The sequence below is a fragment of the Mucilaginibacter boryungensis genome (assembly GCF_015221995.1).
Classification (GTDB): domain Bacteria; phylum Bacteroidota; class Bacteroidia; order Sphingobacteriales; family Sphingobacteriaceae; genus Mucilaginibacter; species Mucilaginibacter boryungensis.
In genome coordinates this window covers 1-5,885 of the sequence record NZ_JADFFM010000003.1, presented here as the reverse complement: position 1 = coordinate 5,885, position 5,885 = coordinate 1, and the positions used below count along the sequence as shown (strand labels likewise).

Annotated in this window: 1 protein-coding gene, 2 tRNA genes and 3 rRNA genes; 1 reads left to right on the top strand and 5 read right to left on the bottom strand. The window is 48.3% G+C overall.

All coding sequences use genetic code 11. The features are described 5' to 3' along the window. Positions 1-61: 61 nt before the first annotated feature. The 5 genes from rrf to IRJ18_RS20945 all read right to left on the bottom strand — a co-directional run bounded on the left by rrf (position 62) and on the right by IRJ18_RS20945 (position 5,457). Positions 62-173 (bottom strand): 5S ribosomal RNA (gene rrf / locus IRJ18_RS20965). 202 nt (positions 174-375) lie between these two features. Beyond that, a 23S ribosomal RNA gene (locus IRJ18_RS20960) occupies positions 376-3,255 on the bottom strand. A gap of 251 nt (positions 3,256-3,506) precedes the next feature. Next, a tRNA-Ala gene (locus tag IRJ18_RS20955) sits at positions 3,507-3,583 on the bottom strand. Between the two features lie 17 nt (positions 3,584-3,600). After that, positions 3,601-3,675, bottom strand: a tRNA-Ile gene (locus IRJ18_RS20950). 260 nt (positions 3,676-3,935) lie between these two features. Then, positions 3,936-5,457, bottom strand: a 16S ribosomal RNA gene (locus tag IRJ18_RS20945). Together the 16S, 23S and 5S rRNA genes with 2 tRNA genes alongside form the textbook arrangement of a ribosomal RNA operon. Before the next feature lie 152 nt (positions 5,458-5,609). Here IRJ18_RS20945 and IRJ18_RS21090 point away from each other — a divergent pair. Further along, positions 5,610-5,885: hypothetical protein (locus IRJ18_RS21090; RefSeq protein WP_228073040.1), on the top strand; the 276-nt coding region annotated here is incomplete at its 3' end.

The window sequence follows — 5,885 nt, the reverse complement described above, 5'->3', positions numbered from 1 at the left end:
AACAAAAAACCCCTCATCTTATAGATGAAGGGTTTAAGTTTAACGTCGCCTGGACGATAAGATTTGGCACCGACCTACTCTCCCACATTTTACTGCAGTACCATCGGCTCTGGCGGGCTTAACTTCTCTGTTCGGAATGGGAAGAGGTGGACACCGCCGATATAGGCACCTGAATTTTTTTAGTTGATTAGAGGTTAGTGATTAGAGATTAGTTACCTGATCTGTACATCACCTTGCCCTGCTAAAAAACTTGACATATTATTGAAAGAAGTAGTTGATTTAGAGAAAACAACAGCTTTGTGTTGGGTGATCAGAGGGTCGGGATCCGTGACGAATCACTAATCACCTAATCTCTGATCACTTTAATTACCTGCTATGAGAAAGCTTCGGGCTATTAGTATTACTCGGCTTTGATGTCACCACCTTTATACCTGTAACCTATCAACGTAGTAGTCTGCTACGACCCTCAATGGAAGTCTCATCTTGTGGCTAGTTTCGCACTTAGATGCTTTCAGCGCTTATCTATTCCCAACGTAGCTACTCTGCAATACAGCTGGCGCCATAACAGATTCACCAGAGGTTAGTCCAACCCGGTCCTCTCGTACTAAGGTCAGCCCCACTCAAACTTCCAACGCCCACAACAGATAGGGACCGAACTGTCTCGCGACGTTCTGAACCCAGCTCGCGTGCCACTTTAATGAGCGAACAGCTCAACCCTTGGGACCTTCTCCAGCCCCAGGATGTGACGAGCCGACATCGAGGTGCCAAACCTCCCCGTCGATATGAGCTCTTGGGGGAGATCAGCCTGTTATCCCCAGCGTACCTTTTATCCTTTGAGCGATGGCCCTTCCATGCAGAACCACCGGATCACTATATCCGTCTTTCGACCCTGCTCGGCTTGTCTGCCTCACAGTCAAGCAAGCTTATGCTATTGCACTCCGCGTACGGTTACCAAGCGTACTGAGCTTACCTTTGAAAGCCTCCGTTACCTTTTTGGAGGCGACCACCCCAGTCAAACTACCCGCCAAACAATGTCCTCCGCATGACGGAGTTAGACACCAAATACAGAAAGGGTGGTATTTCAACGTTGACTAACCGACTCCTGGCGAAGCCGGATCACAGTCTCCCACCTATCCTACACATCCTGTATCCGATATCAATGTTAAGTTGTAGTGAAGGTGCATGGGGTCTTTCCGTCCCGTTGCGGGTAACCGGCGTCTTCACCGATACCACAATTTCACCGAGCTCATGGCTGAGACAGCGCCCAGATCGTTACACCATTCGTGCAGGTCGGAACTTACCCGACAAGGAATTTCGCTACCTTAGGACCGTTATAGTTACGGCCGCCGTTTACCGGGGCTTCGATTCAATGCGTCGGTTTAACCCTAACATCCCCTCTTAACCTTCCGGCACCGGGCAGGTGTCAGGCCATATACTTCATCTTTCGATTTTGCATAGCCATGTGTTTTTGTTAAACAGTCGCCTGGGCCTTTTCACTGCGGCTGACATTGCTGCCAGCGCCCCTTCTCCCGAAGTTACAGGGCCATTTTGCCGAGTTCCTTAGCCATGATTCACTCGAGCACCTTAGGATTCTCTCCTCGACTACCTGTGTCGGTTTACGGTACGGGGTTTTATAACCTGAAGCTTAGCAGGTTTTCTTGGAAGTCTGATTACCTGAACTATCCCATCCCCCGAAGGTTCCGAGTACTATCGGCTTTCAGCAAAGTCTGCGTACTTAACTACAAACTCTATACCTACGGCCTTTAACGAACTATTCCGTCAGTTCGCGTCAGTTTCACTACTCCGTCACTGCATCGCAGTTATAAAACGTACTGGAATATTAACCAGTTGTCCATCGGCTACGCCCTTCGGCTTCACCTTAGGCCCCGACTAACCCTGATCCGATTAGCGTTGATCAGGAAACCTTAGTCTTTCGGTGGGCGGGTTTCTCTCCCGCCTTATCGTTACTTATGCCTACATTTGCTTTTCTATTCCCTCCACCACCGCTTGTCGCGTGTGGCTTCACCGCAAATAGAATGCTCCCCTACCAGATGCATTACTGCAAATCCATAGCTTCGGTATACTGCTTATGCCCGTTTATTATCCATGCCCGATCGCTCGACTAGTGAGCTGTTACGCACTCTTTAAATGAATGGCTGCTTCCAAGCCAACATCCTAGCTGTCTGTGCAATCGGACCTCGTTAGTTCAACTTAGCAGTAATTTGGGGACCTTAGCTGATGGTCTGGGTTCTTTCCCTCTCGGCCATGGACCTTAGCACCCATAGCCTCACTCCAGCGTATATTATAAAGCATTCGGAGTTTATCTGGATTTGGTAGGATTTGACTCCCCCGCACCCAATTAGTAGCTCTACCTCTTTATAACTTAACCGCCAGGCTGTTCCTAAAAACATTTCGGGGAGTACGAGCTATTTCCCAGTTTGATTAGCCTTTCACCCCTACCCACAGATCATCCGGAAACTTTTCAACGTTTATCGGTTCGGTCCTCCAGTACCTGTTACGGCACCTTCAACCTGTCCATGGGTAGATCACAAGGTTTCGCGTCTACCCCCACTGACTGCACGCCCTATTCAGACTCGCTTTCGCTTCGGCTTCGCGTCTTAAACACTTAACCTTGCCAGTGAGGAGTAACTCGTAGGCTCATTATGCAAAAGGCACGCCGTCACAGATCAAGTCTGCTCCGACCGCTTGTAAGTACACGGTTTCAGGTTCTATTTCACTCCCCTGTTCGGGGTTCTTTTCACCTTTCCCTCACGGTACTGGTTCACTATCGGTCTCTCAGGAGTATTTAGCCTTACCGGATGGTGCCGGCAGATTCCCACAAGGCGTCTCCGACCTCGCGGTACTCAGGATACCACTATGCTGTTATTACTTACCCGTACGCAACTCTCATGCTCTATGGTGGGCCTTCCCATGCCCTTCCGGTTCATTTTAACATCCAATGTTGTGGTCCTACAACCCCCATCATGCCGTAACATAATGGGTTTGGGCTTCTTCCCTTTCGCTCGCCACTACTCAGGAAATCATTATTATTTTCTCTTCCTCTGCTTACTTAGATGTTTCAGTTCAGCAGGTTCGCGCATTTATGCAACTAATCTTCAATTAGTTAGGTTTCCCCATTCGGAAATCTGCGGATCACGTCATATTTGCTAATCCCCGCAGCTTATCGCAGCTTATCACGTCCTTCATCGCCTCTGAGAGCCAAGGCATCCCCCGTGTACCCTTTCTTACTTTCTTCTATACATGTCACGCTTTTGCTCGTGACCGTATGCTTTTTGATAGGATTGCCGTTCTTCTTCAGGTCTTCATGAGTGCCGATCCGGACTTCCTGCTTACGCTATCCGTCTTTTTTCTTTCCTCTTTGTCCCTGAGTCCAAAGCCAACAACCGTCTCTACTGTTGTTTTCTCTTTTTCAATTACTTCTTCCAATATGTCAAAGAACGTTCGTTCACATCTGTAACGCCATCTTTCAATAGCTGTAGTAAACTTGGTGGAGAATAACGGATTCGAACCGTTGACCCCCTGCGTGCAAGGCAGGTGCTCTAGCCAGCTGAGCTAATCCCCCAAGGTAATATCAACCTGTAGTCCCGAGCAGATTTGAACTGCTGACCCCTACATTATCAGTGTAGTGCTCTAACCAAACTGAGCTACGGGACTGTTTTAAGTTTCGCAGTCATGAGTCTTGAGTTCTAAGTCTTAAGTCTTTCGACTTTTAACTTCAGACTTTCGACTGCTACTGCCACTTATGTCCCTGCTTTGTTAGCCGGCACCCTGATGGCTTCATCTTTCCTGGGTTTCCTGCTTATCTATAACTATTACGCTATATATAAGGCTTAATATCATTAAAAGAGAAAAAAAATAAACATGGGCAAAGCAGTCTGTCATATATTACTGTTTGCTTGTGGGAATTGCTCCAGAAAGGAGGTATTCCAGCCGCACCTTCCGGTACGGCTACCTTGTTACGACTTAGCCCCAGTTACCGACTTTACCCTAGGACGCTCCTTGCGGTTACGCACTTCAGGCACTTCCAGCTTCCATGGCTTGACGGGCGGTGTGTACAAGGCCCGGGAACGTATTCACCGCAGCATTGCTGATCTGCGATTACTAGCGAATCCAACTTCACGGGGTCGAGTTGCAGACCCCGATCCGAACTGTGAACGGCTTTTAGAGATTGGCATCCTGTTGCCAGGTAGCAGCCCTCTGTACCGTCCATTGTAGCACGTGTGTAGCCCCGGACGTAAGGGCCATGATGACTTGACGTCGTCCCCTCCTTCCTCTCTACTTGCGTAGGCAGTCTGTTTAGAGTCCCCACCATTATGTGCTGGCAACTAAACATAGGGGTTGCGCTCGTTGCGGGACTTAACCCAACACCTCACGGCACGAGCTGACGACAGCCATGCAGCACCTAGTTTCGTGTCCCGAAGGACTGTGGCGTCTCTGCCACATTCACTAACTTTCAAGCCCGGGTAAGGTTCCTCGCGTATCATCGAATTAAACCACATGCTCCTCCGCTTGTGCGGGCCCCCGTCAATTCCTTTGAGTTTCACCCTTGCGGGCGTACTCCCCAGGTGGAACACTTAACGCTTTCGCTTAGACGCTGACCGTATATCGCCAACATCGAGTGTTCATCGTTTAGGGCGTGGACTACCAGGGTATCTAATCCTGTTTGATCCCCACGCTTTCGTGCCTCAGTGTCAATAAAACCATAGTAAGCTGCCTTCGCAATCGGTGTTCTGTGACATATCTATGCATTTCACCGCTACTTGTCACATTCCGCCTACCTCTAGTTCATTCAAGCCCGGCAGTATCAAAGGCACTGCGATAGTTAAGCTACCGTCTTTCACCCCTGACTTACCAGGCCACCTACGCACCCTTTAAACCCAATAAATCCGGATAACGCTTGGATCCTCCGTATTACCGCGGCTGCTGGCACGGAGTTAGCCGATCCTTATTCTTACAGTACATTCAGCTTCGTTCACGAACGAAGGTTTATTCCCGTATAAAAGCAGTTTACAACCCGTAGGGCCGTCTTCCTGCACGCGGCATGGCTGGTTCAGGCTTCCGCCCATTGACCAATATTCCTTACTGCTGCCTCCCGTAGGAGTCTGGTCCGTGTCTCAGTACCAGTGTGGGGGGTCATCCTCTCAGATCCCCTAAACATCGTAGCCTTGGTGGGCCGTTACCTCACCAACTAGCTAATGTTCCGCATGCCCATCTTTGTCCTATAAATATTTGATTACTGTGTGATGCCACACTATAATGTTATGCGGTCTTAATCTCTCTTTCGAGAGGCTATCCCCCTGACAAAGGTAGGTTACATACGTGTTACGCACCCGTGCGCCACTCTCATTGGGAGCAAGCTCCCAAATCCCGTCCGACTTGCATGTATTAGGCCTGCCGCTAGCGTTCATCCTGAGCCAGGATCAAACTCTCCATTGTAAAATGTTTTGTTTGTATCCAGACCCTATTACTCAAAATAGAAATCTGTATTAAATGATGTTCCGAAGAACATCGTGTATCTATTACAAATCCCCAAGCTTTCCGAGTTAAATTGACAGTTGCTTTGATTGCTCAAAGCCCCGCTTTGCTTCATGATTTATTTTTTTTCTCTTTATGTTTTGAAGAACTTTTGCGCTTTCCCGTCACGGTACCGGCTGTATGTTTCAGGCATCATTGCGATGCTAAACTTTCCTGATGTTGTTAACCGGAAATTGCTCCCGGTTTTTCTTTTTCCTTTTGGGACTGCAAAGGTAGAAACCTTTTTTACATTCTCAAAATTTATTTTCACTTATTTTTTAAGTGATCCCTTTCGTCGTTTCCCAGCGTTTTTCAACACTTTTACTCCTTCGTTTGCGGGTTGCAAAGGT